The sequence below is a fragment of the Bacillus sp. FF-1 genome (assembly GCF_028548245.1).
Lineage (GTDB): Bacteria > Bacillota > Bacilli > Bacillales > Bacillaceae_G > Bacillus_A > Bacillus_A paranthracis.
Window position 1 is genome coordinate 438,127 of sequence record NZ_JAQQGG010000001.1, and the last position, 16,279, is coordinate 454,405.

The 16,279-nt window shown below is 36.5% G+C and carries 21 protein-coding genes; 19 read left to right on the forward strand and 2 right to left on the reverse strand.

Annotated elements, in window-relative coordinates; all coding sequences use genetic code 11:
* Positions 1–80: 80 nt before the first annotated feature.
* The 9 genes from PQF83_RS02380 (at position 81) to PQF83_RS02420 (ending at position 6,514) form a co-directional block, all read left to right on the forward strand.
* Positions 81–536 (forward strand): YpiF family protein, encoded by a 456-nt coding sequence (locus PQF83_RS02380; protein WP_000871307.1) that lies wholly within the window; start codon positions 81–83, stop codon positions 534–536.
* Between the two features lie 143 nt (positions 537–679).
* Positions 680–1,192: a menaquinol-cytochrome c reductase iron-sulfur subunit gene (gene qcrA, locus PQF83_RS02385; RefSeq protein ID WP_001290418.1), complete on the forward strand. Its 513-nt coding sequence runs from the start codon at positions 680–682 to the stop codon at positions 1,190–1,192.
* The gene (gene qcrB / locus PQF83_RS02390; protein WP_000932700.1) at positions 1,193–1,867 is read left to right on the forward strand and encodes a menaquinol-cytochrome c reductase cytochrome b subunit; all 675 of its coding nucleotides are present in this window, start codon (positions 1,193–1,195) and stop codon (positions 1,865–1,867) included.
* A gap of 43 nt (positions 1,868–1,910) precedes the next feature.
* The gene (qcrC, locus tag PQF83_RS02395) at positions 1,911–2,678 is read left to right on the forward strand and encodes a menaquinol-cytochrome c reductase cytochrome b/c subunit (RefSeq protein ID WP_000554606.1); all 768 of its coding nucleotides are present in this window, start codon (positions 1,911–1,913) and stop codon (positions 2,676–2,678) included.
* A 110-nt stretch (positions 2,679–2,788) separates the two neighbouring features.
* Positions 2,789–3,379 (forward strand): DUF1405 domain-containing protein, encoded by a 591-nt coding sequence (locus PQF83_RS02400; protein WP_000262820.1) that lies wholly within the window; start codon positions 2,789–2,791, stop codon positions 3,377–3,379.
* A gap of 25 nt (positions 3,380–3,404) precedes the next feature.
* Positions 3,405–4,091 (forward strand): lipoprotein intramolecular transacylase Lit, encoded by a 687-nt coding sequence (gene lit, locus PQF83_RS02405; protein ID WP_000742533.1) that lies wholly within the window; start codon positions 3,405–3,407, stop codon positions 4,089–4,091.
* 108 nt (positions 4,092–4,199) lie between these two features.
* Positions 4,200–4,988, forward strand: coding sequence for a sporulation protein YpjB (gene ypjB / locus PQF83_RS02410; protein WP_000831595.1), 789 nt, complete (start codon positions 4,200–4,202; stop codon positions 4,986–4,988).
* Between the two features lie 104 nt (positions 4,989–5,092).
* A complete protein-coding gene (locus PQF83_RS02415; protein ID WP_000499536.1) occupies positions 5,093–5,773 on the forward strand; it encodes a zinc metallopeptidase in 681 nt (226 codons plus the stop codon).
* A gap of 99 nt (positions 5,774–5,872) precedes the next feature.
* Positions 5,873–6,514: a uracil-DNA glycosylase gene (locus PQF83_RS02420; protein WP_000876851.1), complete on the forward strand. Its 642-nt coding sequence runs from the start codon at positions 5,873–5,875 to the stop codon at positions 6,512–6,514.
* A gap of 28 nt (positions 6,515–6,542) precedes the next feature.
* Here PQF83_RS02420 and PQF83_RS02425 read toward each other — a convergent pair whose 3' ends face one another.
* A complete protein-coding gene (locus PQF83_RS02425) occupies positions 6,543–7,424 on the reverse strand; it encodes a YitT family protein (RefSeq protein WP_000203301.1) in 882 nt (293 codons plus the stop codon).
* A gap of 268 nt (positions 7,425–7,692) precedes the next feature.
* On the opposite strand from PQF83_RS02425, the gene PQF83_RS02430 reads away from it, so the two are divergent.
* Genes PQF83_RS02430 through PQF83_RS02460 form a run of 7 tightly spaced genes read left to right on the forward strand, consistent with a single transcriptional unit; the run spans position 7,693 to position 13,247 of the window.
* Positions 7,693–8,034, forward strand: coding sequence for a nucleotide pyrophosphohydrolase (locus PQF83_RS02430; RefSeq protein WP_002108639.1), 342 nt, complete (start codon positions 7,693–7,695; stop codon positions 8,032–8,034).
* Positions 8,034–8,834, forward strand: a complete 801-nt coding sequence (dapB, locus tag PQF83_RS02435; protein WP_000658807.1) for a dihydrodipicolinate reductase — start codon at positions 8,034–8,036, stop codon at positions 8,832–8,834. Before PQF83_RS02430 ends, dapB begins: the two co-directional genes overlap by 1 nt.
* Before the next feature lie 14 nt (positions 8,835–8,848).
* Positions 8,849–9,244 (forward strand): methylglyoxal synthase, encoded by a 396-nt coding sequence (gene mgsA, locus PQF83_RS02440; RefSeq protein WP_000684755.1) that lies wholly within the window; start codon positions 8,849–8,851, stop codon positions 9,242–9,244.
* Between the two features lie 11 nt (positions 9,245–9,255).
* A complete protein-coding gene (gene bshB1 / locus PQF83_RS02445) occupies positions 9,256–9,960 on the forward strand; it encodes a bacillithiol biosynthesis deacetylase BshB1 (protein ID WP_000015666.1) in 705 nt (234 codons plus the stop codon).
* Positions 9,957–11,102 carry an N-acetyl-alpha-D-glucosaminyl L-malate synthase BshA gene (gene bshA / locus PQF83_RS02450; protein ID WP_000768296.1) on the forward strand — a complete coding sequence of 382 codons (1,146 nt, stop codon included), beginning with the start codon at positions 9,957–9,959 and terminating at the stop codon, positions 11,100–11,102. The genes bshB1 and bshA overlap by 4 nt, the downstream gene beginning before the upstream one ends.
* Positions 11,089–12,282: a CCA tRNA nucleotidyltransferase gene (locus PQF83_RS02455; RefSeq protein ID WP_000439308.1), complete on the forward strand. Its 1,194-nt coding sequence runs from the start codon at positions 11,089–11,091 to the stop codon at positions 12,280–12,282. The genes bshA and PQF83_RS02455 overlap by 14 nt, the downstream gene beginning before the upstream one ends.
* Complete coding sequence (locus PQF83_RS02460) at positions 12,267–13,247, forward strand: biotin--[acetyl-CoA-carboxylase] ligase (RefSeq protein WP_001192048.1); 981 nt, start codon at positions 12,267–12,269, stop codon at positions 13,245–13,247. Before PQF83_RS02455 ends, PQF83_RS02460 begins: the two co-directional genes overlap by 16 nt.
* A 100-nt stretch (positions 13,248–13,347) precedes the next feature.
* Here the strand turns inward: PQF83_RS02460 and PQF83_RS02465 are convergent, their stop codons facing one another.
* Positions 13,348–13,737: a cupredoxin domain-containing protein gene (locus tag PQF83_RS02465; protein WP_000026412.1), complete on the reverse strand. Its 390-nt coding sequence runs from the start codon at positions 13,735–13,737 to the stop codon at positions 13,348–13,350.
* A 406-nt stretch (positions 13,738–14,143) separates the two neighbouring features.
* Between PQF83_RS02465 and panB the strand changes: the two genes are divergently transcribed.
* The 3 genes from panB to panD are packed head-to-tail and all read left to right on the forward strand — an operon-like array spanning position 14,144 to position 16,224.
* A complete protein-coding gene (gene panB, locus PQF83_RS02470; RefSeq protein ID WP_000853114.1) occupies positions 14,144–14,980 on the forward strand; it encodes a 3-methyl-2-oxobutanoate hydroxymethyltransferase in 837 nt (278 codons plus the stop codon).
* On the forward strand, positions 14,980–15,828 hold the full coding sequence (gene panC / locus PQF83_RS02475; RefSeq protein WP_000691778.1) for a pantoate--beta-alanine ligase: 849 nt from the start codon (positions 14,980–14,982) through the stop codon (positions 15,826–15,828). Before panB ends, panC begins: the two co-directional genes overlap by 1 nt.
* Before the next feature lie 12 nt (positions 15,829–15,840).
* Positions 15,841–16,224, forward strand: a complete 384-nt coding sequence (gene panD, locus PQF83_RS02480; protein WP_000490176.1) for an aspartate 1-decarboxylase — start codon at positions 15,841–15,843, stop codon at positions 16,222–16,224.
* Positions 16,225–16,279 lie beyond the last annotated feature (55 nt).

Below are 16,279 nucleotides of genomic sequence, written 5' to 3' on the forward strand. Positions count from 1 at the left end.
TCTTTTTTTACCTCTTTTAGTATGGTTTAATATATATAAAGTGAAAGTTCTGTCATTTATAGACGGGGGAGGGAAGACATTTGAAATGGATTGTAAAAGATGTGGAACAGTTTGAGCAAGCAAGAGAATATGTAGATACGGGTGTTATACCACTTTTATCAATTTCAGCAGCGAAAGAAATGAAAATGGTAGTAGAACAAGGGGAATTTATCGAATTGTTGAGTATGGAGCTAGAAAGAGAATATAAAGGAAGAGTGCTTTTATTACCTGCATTTACGTATCTAGTAGAAAGTCAAAAAAACGAAAAAGGTCGTTTGCAAGAATGGACAAATCATTTGAAAAAGCAAGGTTTTAAGCATATTGCTTATGTTACAAGTGATTTTTCATGGAAAGAAGATATGCAAGAATTGCAGGGAGATTTATTTTGGTTTCCTTCATTAGCGTTAGAACAATTTAGTGATCAAGCGAAAAGAGAAGTGATTCATGCACATATAAAAAATATAATGGTAATGTTAGAAGAAAAATGGGGAAAATAATAATAAACAGAAAGTTCTTATTATTATGAGTAGTATGATATTGACCTGTGCATGAGCGTATTATATCATGATAGTGTCCTAGTTTTTATTTTTTATATAATTTATCACGAGGGGACAATTTCTGATAGAGGGGGGAAATTTTCGTGAGCGAGAAAGAACATCGTGTGTCAAGAAGACAGTTTTTAAATTACACCCTTACAGGGGTAGGAGGCTTTATGGCAGCGGGTATTTTAATGCCGATGACGCGATTTGCGCTTGATCCGGTGTTAAGAAAAGAAGCGGGAACGGATATGGTTGCTGTTGCACAAGTAAAGGATATTACAACAGAGCCGAAACGTTTCGACTTTAAGGTGAAGCAGGTTGATGGTTGGTACAAGTCCGAAGAGCCAAAATCAGCTTGGGTTCATAAAGATGAAAGCGGAGACATTGTTGCATTCTCTCCAGTATGTAAACATTTAGGATGTACAGTGAACTGGAATTCGGACAAAGCACATCCGAATCAATTCTTTTGTCCATGTCACGGGGGCCGTTACACAAAAGACGGGATAAACATTAAAGGCACGCCGCCCCTTGCTCCACTTGATGTATACGAATCTAAAGTGAAAGATGGAACGCTGTACTTAGGAAAAGCGAAGCCAAGAGGGGGTGCAAAGTAGATGCTAAATAAAATTTATGATTGGGTAGATGAAAGGTTAGATATTACACCAATATGGCGTGATATCGCTGATCATGAAGTACCTGAACATGTAAACCCGGCACATCACTTTTCTGCATTCGTTTATTGCTTTGGCGGACTTACCTTTTTCGTTACTGTAATTCAAATTTTATCTGGAATGTTTTTGACGATGTATTATGTGCCTGATATTAAAAATGCTTGGGAATCGGTTTATTATTTGCAAAATGAAGTTGCATATGGGCAAATTGTTCGTGGTATGCACCACTGGGGTGCTAGTCTCGTCATTGTAATGATGTTTTTACATACACTTAGAGTTTTCTTCCAGGGTGCGTATAAAAAGCCTCGTGAGCTAAACTGGATTGTTGGTGTTCTTATTTTCTTTGTTATGTTAGGTCTTGGTTTTACCGGATATTTATTACCGTGGGATATGAAAGCGTTATTTGCTACGAAAGTAGGGATTCAAATTGCAGAGCAAACGCCGCTCATTGGTCCTTACATTAAAACATTACTCGCTGGTCATTCCGAAATTGTTGGCGCTCAAACATTAACTCGCTTCTTTGCTATTCACGTCTTCTTCTTACCAGCAGCACTTCTAGGTTTAATGGCCTTCCACTTCATCATGATTCGCAAACAAGGTATTTCCGGTCCACTATAAGAGATTGCTAAATTAAAGGGGAAAGAACTAAAGGAGGGAGATTATGCATCGCGGCAAAGGGATGAAGTTTGTAGGAGATTCTCGGGTACCAGTAGCTCGGAAACCAAATATTCCAAAAGACTATTCGGAATACCCAGGGAAAACAGAAGCATTTTGGCCGAACTTCTTGTTAAAAGAATGGATGGTTGGTGCAGTTTTTTTAATCGGTTATTTATGTTTAACAGTGGCGCATCCGTCACCGCTTGAAAGAATGGCGGATCCAACTGATGCTGGGTATATACCACTTCCAGATTGGTATTTCTTATTCTTGTATCAGTTATTAAAGTATTCTTATGCTTCTGGCTCATTTACTGTAATTGGAGCGTTCATTATGCCAGGGATTGCGTTTGGCGCATTACTGTTAGCTCCATTTCTTGATCGAGGCCCAGAAAGACGCCCATTGAAGCGTCCTGTAGCAACGGGATTTATGCTTTTAGCAGTTGCATCGATTATCTTTTTAACTTGGGAATCTGTAGCACACCACGACTGGGAAGCTGCAAAAAAACAAGGAGCAATTGTAAAAACAGCACCAGTTGATAAAAATGATGACGGTTATAAATTAATGCAAAAAAATACTTGTTTAACATGTCACGGTGACAATTTACAGGGCGGCGCAGCAGCACCAGCACTGCAAAATTTAACTTTGAAGCCAGAAGAAATTGCTAAAATTGCGAAAGAGGGAAAAGGTTCCATGCCTAAAGGTGTATTTAAAGGTACAGATGAGGAACTGAAGAAGCTTTCGGAATTCGTTGCAAAGTATAATAAAAAATAATAAAAAGCTGACTACAAAATTTGTAGTCAGCTTTTTATTTTGATGATAGAAAGTTTACTATATAATAGAGTAGAGTTTGATGAAAGAATGAAAGGTGTTGGACATACAGCTTGGTTTACTTGTATGCAATGTTAAGGCAACGCTCCGTATTATTATTTTTATTAGTTGTTAACATATTAGGTACAATATACGGATTCATATGGTATGGAAATCAATTAAAAGAAACTTTACCTATATTTTGGCCGTTTGTACCCGATAGTCCTATGGCAAGTCTTTTTTTTGTCTTTGTTTTAATCGCTTTTTTAATAAAGAGAAATTGGGGATTAATAGAGGCGCTAGCGATTGTTACTTTAATAAAATATGGTATATGGGCTGTTGTTGTAAATGGGGTTATGATTTATGTAAAAGGTCCTATTGGCCTTATCGGGTATATGTTAATGCTTTCGCATTTTGCGATGGCAGTACAAGCAGTGCTATATGCACCGTTTTACCGTATAAAAAAATGGCATTTTGCGGTAGCCGCTATATGGACATTACATAATGATGCAATTGATTATTTGTTCTGGCAAATGCCGAGATACGGAATTATGCATTTGTTTGTAGGAGAAATTGGTTATTTTACGTTCTGGTTAAGCATTGCTGTGCTTTGTATGACATATTATTATTGCTTACGTGAGAATCGAAAACAGTTTTCTTTATGATAGTTAGAATATGTAGGGGGAGAAAATGAAGAAAAATACGAGTGGTACAAAAATATTGGATCGATTGATTACGATAATTGTTTCATATAGCATAGCATTTTCTATATTTGCACTCGCAACAACGGCGGTTGTATATGGAAAATGGCTATATTATTTTGAAATTGATTTTTTGAACATTCCAGATTTAGCAGATATGACGAAGGATGATATTAAAAGAAATTATGATGTGCTTATCACATATTTATCGCCATTTTATGACGGAGCATTACATTTGCCAACACTAGATATGTCTACAAATGGCCGTGTTCATTTTGTAGATGTGAAAAACATTTTAGTAAAGATTCAATATGTAATGTATGCGACAATTATAATTGCAATAGTAGGCGGCATGTATTTGTTAAAAAAGAAAAATGAAAAGTTTTTACTACATGGATCTATTTTAACAATCATTTTTCCAATAGCGTTAATGTTACCGATTGTTATTAATTTTGAAAAGAGTTTTGTGATATTCCATAAGCTTTTATTCAGTAATGATTATTGGGTTTTTGATCCTGAGAAGGATCCGATTATATTAATGTTACCAGAAGAGTTTTTTATGCATGCAGCGTGTGCTATTTTATTATTTATTTTATGTGGTAGCATAATTTGTTATAGCTTGTATAAATATTTCGTAAAAAAGAAAAGGATTTCAAAAGAAAAATTCTCTGTTTAAAGAGAATTTTTTTTGTTTGTAAAACGATAATATATTTTTCGGTCCAGTTCTGTTCTATTCTTGTCCACATTAACATATTTTGTACTAGTAGTTATAGGGGGGACCGTGATGAAGAGAACATTAATTGGACTGATTGCATTTCTAATTATCATGTTTCCGTTACGTATATATGCTGAGGAGTGGAGTGAACTAACAGGGTTGTTAGATGACTCATTACAATTAGTGAAGCGTAATGAAGATGAAAAAGCAGTACAAGTACTGCAACATTTCTCGGAGCAGTTTGTAATAAAGGGGAATGAAAAGAAGCAGGAAGTAACGCCAGATCAAGTTAGAGTTATTTCTTTAGCTTACGACAAGGCGAAACAATCTCTCGCGGAAGAAGATGTAAGGAAACAAGTTAAAATTGATAATGTGTTAGCCCTGCAGCTCGCTGTCGATGCGCAAGTATCGAAATATCAACCACTTTGGATGGAAAGAGAAGGAAAAGTAATGGATGCCTTTTCTCAAATGGAAAAAGCGATGAAAAAAGAAGATACGGGACAGTTTCAACAAACGTTAAACACATTTTTACATGAATTTAATATTATTTATCCAAGCTTAATGATTGCCTTGCCAGAAAATGAAGTGCAGCGTGTAAATGCCCATTTATCTTATTTAGATGAATTTCGTAACGTTATGTTAAAAACAAAAGGTGGGCAAATGCAATTAGGAATCATTAAAGGAGATTTGCAAAAAATATTTCATACAGTAAAAAAAGATGAAATTGCACCTTCTCTCATTTGGTTTATGACAATTACTGGAGGTCTTATTTTATTCACATTAACTTATGTTGGGTGGAGAAAGTATAAAGGAGAGAGAGAAAAAAGAAAAAGTAATGTACATTCTAAGAATAGATAATGTAATAAATAAAGATTCGGATTGTAAGGTTTATTCATTGACAATGGTGGCAGAAGAAAATAGAATGAGAAGTACTATAATTAAAACTTCAATGGAGGTTCATGATGTTTTATTTAATTTACTTCGCGATCATTTTGATCATACCGTTGTATGCACAGTCAAAAGTACGTAGTGCCTATAGCAAGTATTCACAAGTTTATTCAACATCAGGTATGACAGGAGCAGAAGTGGCTCGGAAAATCTTAGATGAAAATGGATTATACAACGTAGCTGTAGAAGAAACACCAGGTCATTTATCAGACCATTATGATCCAACTGCCAAAACAGTTCGATTATCAACAGATAACTATTACGGTCATTCAGTTGCTGGTACAGCAGTTGCAGCACACGAAGTAGGACACGCAATTCAAGATGCAAAAGATTATAACTTTATGCGTATTCGTCATTCGTTAGTGCCAGTTGCGAACTTTGGTTCAAATATTTCTTGGATATTTATTATGATCGGTATTTTTGCATCGATGGCCAACATGATATTTTTAGGTATCATTTTAATGGCAGCAGGTGTTGTGTTCCAACTCGTTACATTACCAGTTGAGTTTGATGCATCAAAGCGTGCGATGCAACAAATTGAAGCGTTAGGAATCGTATCAACAGATGAATATGGCCAAGCTCGTAAAGTATTAAATGCGGCAGCATTAACATATGTAGCAGCTGCAGCCGTAGCGGTATTTGAATTATTACGTCTCGTATTAATTTATACTGGTATGCAGCGTAGCGACGACTAAAGACTATCAATTTTGATAGTCTTTTTTGTTTTGTGGATTGAATTATATAATGTATTGCAAATAGAAATAATAGAAGTAATGCGGAAAGGCGGTGGGGAAATGAAATATCCAGACCATTTAGTAAAACAGGTGAAAGAGCGTAGTGCTCCTTATCAATTAGAAGGTTTTTTAAGTGGACAAGGCCCTGAAAATCCGAAATTTATGTTGTTAGGAGAAGCGCCTGGTGAAACAGAAATTCATAATGGGATTCCGTTTAGCGGGAGAGCCGGAAAACAATTAATGGGTTTTTTAGAACGTATTCACGTTACAAGGGAAGAAGTATATATTACGAGTGCTGTTCGGAGTAGACCTTATAAGTGGCGAGAGAAAAAAGAACGAAATGGTGAAATCATACAAAAAAAGTATAATAGAACGCCAAATCAAGGAGAAATAGTTGCCCATGCACCGTTGTTAGATTATGAATTAGAGAAAATAAATCCGAAGCTTATCGTCACGCTTGGCAATATCGGTCTTCAACGTTTAGCAGGAAAAGATAAAAAGATTACAGATGTGCACGGACAATTATTAAAACAGCCCATTCAAAAATTAAAGGATATGCAAAGTGCAGAATTTACATGGTCAGAGAAAGAATATCATATTTTTCCGACCTTCCATCCTGCTTCCATTTTTTATAATCGGGGCTTATTGGAGCTTATTTATGAGGATTTAGAGAAACTTAAGCAATACGTAATAAAAAACTAGAAAAGCTAAAAAGCTTTTCTAGTTGTGTTTATGTATGTAATGGGTTTTTATTTTCATCCAACGTAAAACCTTCACCAACTACATCATGTACGTCACTTACTGCAACAAATGCATGAGGATCTACAGAAGTAATAATATTTTTTAATTTCACGATTTCATTTTTAGCCACAACGCAATACAATACGTTCCGTTCCACTTTTGTATACGATCCAACAGCTTTTAAAAAGGTCGCTCCGCGCTCCATCTCAGATAAAATTTTAGCAGCAATTTCATCGTTTTTATCGGAGATAATAGTTGCTCCTTTTGCTGCATAGGCTCCTTCTTGCATAAAATCAATGACTTTCGCCCCGATAAAAACAGCAACTAACGTATACATACCCTCGCGATATGATAAATAGGTAAGGATAGAGACGATAATGACGATAGCATCAAACATAAACATCGTTTTCCCCATACTCCAGCCAACATATTTATGAGCGAGTCTCGCAATAATATCTACACCGCCAGTAGTTCCGCCGTATTTAAATATGATCCCAAGACCGATACCAATAAATGCCCCAGCAAATAAAGCTGCGAGTGTCATATCATTTTGTAAGTTTACATGTAAGTTGAGAACTTCGTAACGCTGAAAAATCCATAGAAATAAAGATACGCTAAAGGTGCCGATTAGTGTATATATAAATGTCGCTCTTCCAAGTAACTTCCAACCAATAAAAAATATAGGGATATTTAAAATTAAGTTTGAATAAGAAGGGTCAAACTTAAATAGAAAATACAATAATAGTGTAATACCGGTAAATCCACCTTCTGCAAGGTGATTTTCAATATTGATATTCACAATACCGAAAGAAAAAATAGCGGAACCGATTAAAATAAAAATGATATTTCGAATCTTCAAATTTGATGTCATATAGAAATCCCCCTAATTATGTAAATGGCATTGCTCCGCTGAAACGGTAAAACATAATGATAAGTAATTTCTAGTTGCTAGTGAAAATAGTGAAGGCTATAAAAATCGATTGGTTCTGGTTGATTTTTTGCCAAAAACGCAAAAGAAGTTTCACTTTATTATAATCTTTCCCAAAAAGGGTCGCAAATAGGTGTTTGGCGGGGAATAATATTTGTCAAATCGCGATGAATTGGCTAACATGAAAGAGGAAGGATTAGAGGTGAATTGTATGGAAGCGAAAACGATGAAGGATATGCAGAAAGAAGTTGATGCATATATTGGTCAGTTTAAAGAAGGTTATTTCAGTCCACTTGCAATGATGGCTCGTTTAACGGAAGAAATGGGGGAGCTTGCAAGAGAGGTGAATCATTATTATGGTGAGAAACCGAAGAAAACAACTGAAAAAGAACGTAGTATTGAAGAAGAGCTTGGAGATGTATTATTTGTTATGATTTGTATGGCAAATAGTTTAAATATTGATTTAGAAACAGCACATAACATTGTAATGAATAAATTTAATACTCGCGATAAAGATCGCTGGACACGTATTGATGAGGGAGAGAAAGAATAATGAAAGAAATTAAAGTAATTATCGCTGGACCAAGAGGACGTATGGGACATGAAGCAGTTCTTCTTATGGAAAGAACGGAACATTTTAATTTAGTAGCAGCAGTGGATTATAAGCATGGTGGAGAGAAAATCTCTGATTTACCGGGAATGCCAGCGCTAGATACACCTATTTATGGAGATTTACATACTTGTTTAGAGGAAGTAGAAGCAGATGTGTTGTTAGATTTAACAACGCCAGAAGTTGGGAAACAACACGTTACACTAGCAGTTGAGCGTGGACTTCGTTCTGTTATTGGTACAACTGGATTTACTGAAGAAGAGCTAAAACAATTAACTGAGACTGCGAGAGAAAAAGCAGTAGGAACAATTATCGCTCCAAACTTTGCAATTGGTGCAGTTCTTATGATGAAATTCTCACAAATGGCAGCGAAATACTTCCAAGATGTTGAAGTAATTGAATTGCATCATGATCAAAAACTAGATGCACCATCTGGTACAGCGGTAAAAACAGTAGAATTGATTCGTCAAAATCGTGAATCAAAGCAGCAAGGTCATCCAAATGAAGTAGAGCAACTAGAAGGGGCTCGTGGTGCAAACGTAGACGGCATTCACATTCATAGTGTACGTTTACCAGGACTTATTGCACACCAAGAAGTAATGTTTGGTGGAGACGGACAAATGTTAACAGTTCGTCATGATTCATTCAATCGTGCATCATTTATGTCTGGTGTAAAACTATCAATTGAGACAGTAATGAATCTAGATCATCTTGTGTACGGTTTAGAAAATATTATCGACTAAAGGGGAGACAACGGATGAAAATTGCCTTAATCGCACATGACAAAAAGAAAGACGACATGGTTTCGTTTGCATACGCATATAAACCAATTTTTGAACAACATGAATTATTTGCAACAGGAACGACAGGGCTTCGTATTATGGAAGCGACCGGTTTAGTTGTAACAAGATATCAATCTGGTCCTCTTGGTGGCGATCAAGAAATTGGTGCAATGATTGCGAAAAATGATTTAGACATGGTAATTTTCTTCCGCGATCCATTAACAGCACAGCCGCATGAACCGGATGTGAATGCATTGCTTCGTTTATGTGATGTATATGCAATTCCACTTGCGACGAATATGGCAAGTGCTGAAATGTTAATGCACGCATTAGAGCGAGGAGATTTAGATTACCGCAAGTTAAGAAAATGAGGGGAACAATTATGAGTGGATTACATATATTAGCGTTTGGTGCTCATGCCGATGATGTTGAAATCGGCATGGCTGGCACCATTGCTAAATATACGAAGCAAGGGTATGAAGTAGGTATTTGTGATTTAACAGAAGCTGATCTTTCTTCTAACGGAACGATAGAGTTAAGAAAAGAAGAAGCGAAGGCGGCAGCTCGTATAATGGGAGTAAAAACGAGACTAAATTTAGCGATGCCAGACCGTGGTTTGTATATGAAAGAAGAGTATATACGTGAAATTGTAAAGGTAATTCGTACATATAAACCAAAACTAGTTTTTGCGCCGTATTATGAAGATCGTCATCCAGATCATGCAAATTGTGCAAAACTTGTGGAAGAAGCTATTTTTTCAGCGGGAATTCGCAAATATATGCCAGAGGTTCCACCACATCGTGTGGAGTCTTTTTATCATTATATGATTAATGGTTTTCATAAACCGAATTTTTGTATAGATATTAGTGAATACGTATCGCAAAAGGTGGAAGCATTAGAAGCGTATGAAAGTCAGTTTTCAACAGGGAGTGATGGTGTGAAAACGCCGTTAACAGAAGGTTACGTTGAAACTGTAGTCGCCCGTGAGAAAATGTTTGGAAAAGAAGTTGGAGTTTTATATGCCGAAGGGTTTATGAGTAAGAAACCGGTTTTATTACATGCTGATTTAATAGGGGGATGTAAATGAAATTAAAAATAGGTATTACATGTTATCCTTCTGTAGGTGGTTCTGGAGTTGTTGGAACAGAATTAGGAAAGCAATTAGCGGAACGCGGGCATGAAATTCATTTTATTACATCGGGTTTACCATTCCGGTTAAATAAAGTGTATCCAAACATTTATTTTCATGAAGTGACGGTAAATCAATACTCTGTATTTCAATATCCACCATACGATTTAGCGTTAGCGAGTAAAATGGCAGAGGTTGCACAAAGAGAAAACCTAGACATTTTACATGTGCATTACGCAATACCACATGCCATTTGTGCTTATTTAGCAAAACAAATGATTGGAGAGCGTATTAAAATTGTTACAACCTTGCATGGAACAGATATTACTGTGTTAGGATCCGACCCTTCGCTAAATAATTTAATTCGTTTTGGTATTGAGCAATCTGATGTTGTGACGGCTGTCTCGCATTCATTAATTAACGAAACGCATGAGCTTGTAAAACCAAATAAAGACATTCAAACGGTATATAACTTTATAGACGAACGTGTATATTTCAAACGTGATATGACCCAATTAAAGAAAGAATACGGTATAAGTGAGAGTGAAAAGATACTCATTCACATTTCAAACTTCCGTAAAGTGAAACGTGTGCAAGATGTTGTGCAGGCATTTGCTAAAATTGTTACAGAAGTAGATGCGAAGTTGCTTCTTGTTGGAGATGGACCAGAATTTTGCACGATTTTACAGTTGGTGAAAAATTTACATATTGAAGATCGCGTCTTATTCTTAGGGAAGCAAGATAATGTTGCAGAACTACTTGCGATGAGTGATTTAATGTTGCTTTTATCAGAGAAAGAGAGTTTTGGTCTTGTTTTATTAGAAGCGATGGCGTGTGGTGTACCTTGTATCGGAACAAGGGTTGGAGGTATTCCAGAAGTCATTCAACATGGTGATACAGGATATTTATGTGAAGTTGGCGATACAACAGGAGTGGCAGATCAAGCCATTCAGCTATTAAAGGATGAAGAACTTCACCGTAATATGGGAGAGCGAGCAAGAGAAAGTGTTTACGAGCAGTTTCGCTCTGAAAAAATCGTCTCACAATATGAAACGATTTACTATGATGTACTAAGGGATGACAAAAATGGAAAGATTTAAAAAAGCTAGTTCTATTATTGAGACTTTAAAGCAACAAGGGCATGAGGCTTACTTTGTCGGTGGAAGCGTAAGAGACCTTATTATCGATAGGCCGATTGGAGATATTGATATTGCGACATCTGCTTTACCAGAAGAAGTGATGGCTATATTTCCAAGACATGTTCCTGTTGGTCTTGAACATGGAACTGTAATTGTCGTAGAAAATGGTGAGCCTTATGAGGTAACCACTTTTCGAACAGAGAGTGAATATGAAGACTTTCGAAGACCTAGTAGTGTTCAATTTGTTCGTTCATTAGAAGAGGATTTAAAACGTCGTGATTTCACAATGAATGCAATTGCAATGACAGAAGAAGGAAAAATGGTTGATTTATTTGCTGGACAGGAAGCGATTCAAAAGAGAGAAATTGTGACAGTGGGAAATGCTGCGGATCGGTTTCAAGAAGATGCCCTGCGAATGATGCGTGGTATTCGGTTCGTAAGTACGTTAGGTTTTTCTTTAGAGACGAAAACGAAGCAAGCAATTGAAACATATGGACATTTGCTGGAACATATAGCAATTGAGAGAATTACAGTGGAGTTTGAAAAACTGTTAACTGGCACATATTGTGTGAAGGCTCTCAAAGAATTAGTAGAAACGAAACTATTTTCTCATCTACCATATTTACAGATGTCAGAAGAGAAATTGTTAAAAGCTACGCAGTATAAATGGGATTCTTTTGAAGCAGACATTGAGGCGTGGGCGTTTTTCTTATATTGTATTGGAGAAGAACATCCAGCTGTCTTTTTACGTCAATGGAAGTTTTCGAATAAAAAAATAAAAGATATCGTCGCAGTTTTATTAACAATCCGTAAGAGAAAGGAGAAGGATTGGGATACAGTTCTTCTTTATAAAACGGGAATTCATATAGCTGAAATGGCAGAAAGAGTATATGAAGCGATGATTGAAAGCTATGATCATACAGCTGTTAACCGGGTACAAACGTTGTTTCAAGCATTGCCAATTAAGAGTCGACAAGAGATGAATGTGACTGGGAATGATTTGTTAAACTGGGCAAATAAAAAGCCAGGTCCGTGGGTTGCTGAAATGATTCAAAAAATTGAAGAAGCAATTGTACAAGGAAACGTAGTAAATGAGAAAGAGTGTATAAGGGAGTGGCTGCAAGAATGCAATCTACTATAAGAAAGCAGTTATTGCAAGTTTTTTCGGAAGCGGATGGCGAGTTTGTATCTGGTCAAACGATTAGTGATAAACTTGGTTGCTCAAGAACTGCTGTGTGGAAACATATGGAGGACCTTCGGAATGAGGGATATGAACTTGAAGCTGTGCGTCGATTAGGTTATCGAATTGCAAGTAAGCCAGACAAAGTGACTGCGAATGAAATACAGTTAGGGTTACAAACGAAACATATTGGTAGAACAGTGTATTTTGAAGAGTCCGTTGAATCGACGCAACATATTGCAGCAAAGCTTGCTTATGAAGGTGCAGAAGAAGGAACAATTGTTGTGGCAGAAGAACAAACAGCGGGTAGAGGTCGTTTAAGCAGAAAATGGCATTCACCAAAAGGAACAGGAATTTGGATGAGTATTATTTTACGCCCATCAATCCCGGTTCAACATGCACCACAACTTACTTTGTTAGCCGCTGTTAGCGTTGCGCAAGCAATTGAAAAGTGCACAGGTGTAAACGTAGGAATAAAATGGCCGAATGATATTTTAATTCAAGGGAAAAAGGCTGTAGGAATATTAACAGAAATGCAAGCTGATCCTGATAAAATTAATGCTGTCATTATGGGTATTGGTATTAATGCGAATCAAAAGCAAGAACATTTTGATGAGGAAATTCAGCATATTGCTACTTCTTTAGCGATTGAATCTGGTAAGCCAATTGTTCGTGCGGAGCTTATGCAACAAATCTTTTTACAACTAGAAAAATTATATGAAGAGTATTTACAAAATGGTTTCTCTGTCATTAAAATTCTTTGGGAAAGTTACGCTGTAAGCATCGGGAAAGAAATTAACGCTCGAACGATGAGAGAGACAATTACAGGGATAGCAAAAGGAATTACAGAGGATGGTGTATTGCTCCTAGAAGACCATGAAGGAAAAGTACATCATATTCATTCTGCGGATATCGAAATTAAGTAAAAGAAGTTCCTCTTTTGGAACTTCTTTTTTATTTCCATATTAATAAAATCTTTTAATATTTAAGTTTTATTTTAAAAGATCGTCCAGTTGAGTTTGCTTCTTATTTGACGATTACTTTACCTTCCATTCCTTTGAGGAGATGGTATCGACATATTAATTCATATGTACCGGCACTGTTAGGTTTCACGGTAATGTTTTTTTCTTTTCCTGACTCGACGACGACATCAATACCGAGTTTTTTGATTGTAAAGGTATGCTCACTCTTACCTTTATTTTTCAACAGTAATGTTGTTGATTCGTTAATTGGAATCGTGATGACGTTTGGATTAAAGTAATCATCGTTTAGCTCAACTTCAATCACTTTCGCTGACGCAATAGGTTGTGCCAAGTTGTTAACTGAGGCAAATACATTGAGGGAATTTAAAGTTGTTATTACCACAAGCATCACAAGAAAACCGATGAATCGAAATAACCATTTGTTTATAGACATTCGCAATTCTCCTTTTGTAAGTATATCTCCTCAATTAACCTGCATCATTATTTTATGAGTTATACCATGTATTTAAAAAGTTTATCTTTCTATGATTGAATCGTTCACTTATAAATTTCACATACCGTAATAATAATAAAAATTATTTTTTCAAAAAAATGTAGTAATTCCTTTTTGGAGTTTGCTATAATTAGTTCGAATGTGGGCAGTATCAGAGCGAACTGCACTATGATTCGAAGCAATACGAAAAATAATAACTTGGATTCTGCCTTGATCCAATAACGGACTGGGACAGAGGGATGAATAATGCCGACTAACACACAACCCTTCTGCCCTTTTATGGCCAGAGGGGTTTTTTATATGATTTCGGCCATCTCCTCTCTCCTGTATAAAGGAGGAGTAGTTTTTGAAAACAAAAACAGATTTTTTGAAAATGAAAGAGCAAGGTGAGCCGATTACAATGCTAACGGCGTATGATTATCCATCTGCTAAGTTAGCAGAAGAAGCGGAAGTTGATATGATTTTAGTTGGAGATTCCCTTGGGATGGTTGTGCTCGGCTATGATTCAACAGTACCTGTAACAGTAGAGGATATGATTCATCATACGAAAGCTGTACGCCGAGGAGCGAAAGAGACGTTTATTGTAACTGATATGCCATTTATGTCGTATCATGTGTCGCCTCAAGATACGATGGTGAATGCACGCCGCATCGTTCAAGAGAGTGGTGCTCATGCACTGAAGGTAGAAGGTGCAGGAGAAGTGATATCAACTATTCATTACTTGACGAGTGCGGGAATTCCTGTCGTGGCACACTTAGGCTTAACTCCTCAATCTGTAGGAGTGTTAGGTGGCTATAAAGTACAAGGAAAAGATGCTGAAAGTGCAAAAAAATTAATAGAAGATGCGAAGAGATGTGAGGAAGCTGGTGCGATAGCACTTGTATTAGAATGTGTGCCAATGCAGCTAGCAGAATTTATTTCGAAGCAACTAACAATTCCAACGATTGGAATTGGAGCAGGACAAAAAGTGGATGGGCAAGTACTCGTTTATCATGATCTTATCTCATATGGCGTAAATCGTGTTCCGAAATTTGTGAAGCAATATACGTCTGTTCAAGAGGAGATTGTGCGAGGGATTTCACAATACGTAACTGAAGTAAAGACAGGTCAATTTCCGGAAGAAAAACATTCATTCACAATGAAAGAGGAAGAATGTTTAGCGTTATACGGAGGAAAACAATAATGAAAATCATAAATACAGTGCAAGAGATGCAGCAAATTACAAACGAACTACGTGCAAGTGGAAAAAGTATTGGTTTTGTCCCAACGATGGGTTATTTACATGAAGGTCATGCGACTTTATTACGTAAGGCAAGAGAAGAAAATGAAATTGTAGTTTTAAGCGTGTTTGTTAATCCGCTACAGTTTGGACCAAATGAAGATTTAGATCGATACCCTCGTGATATTGATAGAGATGAAAATGTAGCAAAAGAAAACGGTGTAGATTATTTATTTTATCCGAGCGTAGAAGAAATGTATCCAGCAGAACAAACGACAACAGTAGAAGTTGTGAAGCGTACCGATGTGTTATGCGGAAAACAAAGACCTGGTCATTTCGCTGGTGTTGCGATTGTACTAATGAAACTATTTAATATTACATTGCCAACACGTGCTTATTTCGGTATGAAAGATGCACAGCAAGTTGCTGTCATTGAAGGATTTGTCGCTGATTTTAATATTCCGGTTACAATCGTACCGGTGGATATTGTAAGGGAAGAAGATGGATTAGCCAAAAGTTCTCGTAACGTGTATTTATCACCAGAAGAGCGTGAAGAGGCTCCTCATTTATACCGCAGTCTATGTATAGCGAAAGAAAGAATTGAGACAGGAGAACGTAATGCAGAAATCATTACAACTCTTGTGAAAGAGTATATTGAGACGTATACGAAAGGCACTGTAGATTATGCTGATTTATATGCGTATCCTTCACTACAAGTAGTGGATAAAATTGAAGGACGAATCATTTTAGCAATTGCAGTTAAATTTGACAATGTACGATTAATTGACAATATAACATTAACGGTTAAATAAGGGGGAGCATCTATGTTTCGCACAATGATGAGAGCGAAGCTACATCGCGCAACAGTAACAGAAGCAAATTTAAATTATGTAGGTAGTATTACAATTGATGAAGATTTAATGGATGCAGTAAATATTGTAGAAAACGAAAAAGTCCAAATTGTAAATAATAATAATGGTGCTCGCTTAGAGACATATGTTATTAAAGGAGAACGTGGTAGCGGTGTTGTTTGTTTGAATGGTGCAGCTGCAAGGCTTGTACAGCCAGGAGATAAAGTTATTATTATTTGCTACGGTTTAGTGGCAGAAGAAAATATTCATAAACAAGAGCCGAAAATTGCAGTATTAGACGATGATAATCAAATTATTGAAATGTTAGGTGCTGAAAAAGCGGGTACGATATTATAAGTAAGAAGGCTATCTCTATTATGGAGATAGCCTTTTTTGTGCATCTTTTCATTAA